This window comes from Massilia glaciei (assembly GCF_003011895.2).
In the GTDB taxonomy this organism is placed as follows: Bacteria; Pseudomonadota; Gammaproteobacteria; order Burkholderiales; family Burkholderiaceae_D; genus Telluria_A; species Telluria_A glaciei.
In genome coordinates, this window is the sequence record NZ_PXWF02000231.1 from 1 (window position 1) to 367 (window position 367).

The 367-nt window shown below is 62.1% G+C and carries 1 protein-coding gene; it reads right to left on the reverse strand.

The features are described 5' to 3' along the window. The coding region (locus C7C56_RS14100) for a tyrosine-type recombinase/integrase (RefSeq protein ID WP_370660207.1) at nt 1-367 on the reverse strand (367 nt) is incomplete at both ends.

Consider the following 367-nt stretch of genomic DNA (forward strand, 5'->3'; position numbering starts at 1 on the left):
GCGCTCGGCTGGAATGGTCCACAGTTTCGCGCCAAGGTCGATCTCGGCCCATGTCGCACCACGCACCTCTCCCGAGCGGCACGCAGTCAGGATCGCGAACTCGATCGCGCGCGCGGCAACGCCCTCCCGTTCCCTGAGTAATTTCATGAAACCGCCGATCTCCCGCCACGGAAGTGCCGGATGGTTCTTCACCGGCGCAATCTTGTTGGGGTTGGCAAGAAGGTTTTCCAGATGCCCGCGCCAGCGGGCTGGGTTGTCGCCCAGCCGAAATTTACTGACGGTGGCCCAGTCGATGATGCTTTCAATACGTCCGCGCAACCGGACCGCGGTCTCCGTCTTCTCGCGCCATATCGGGCTCAGCACTTTT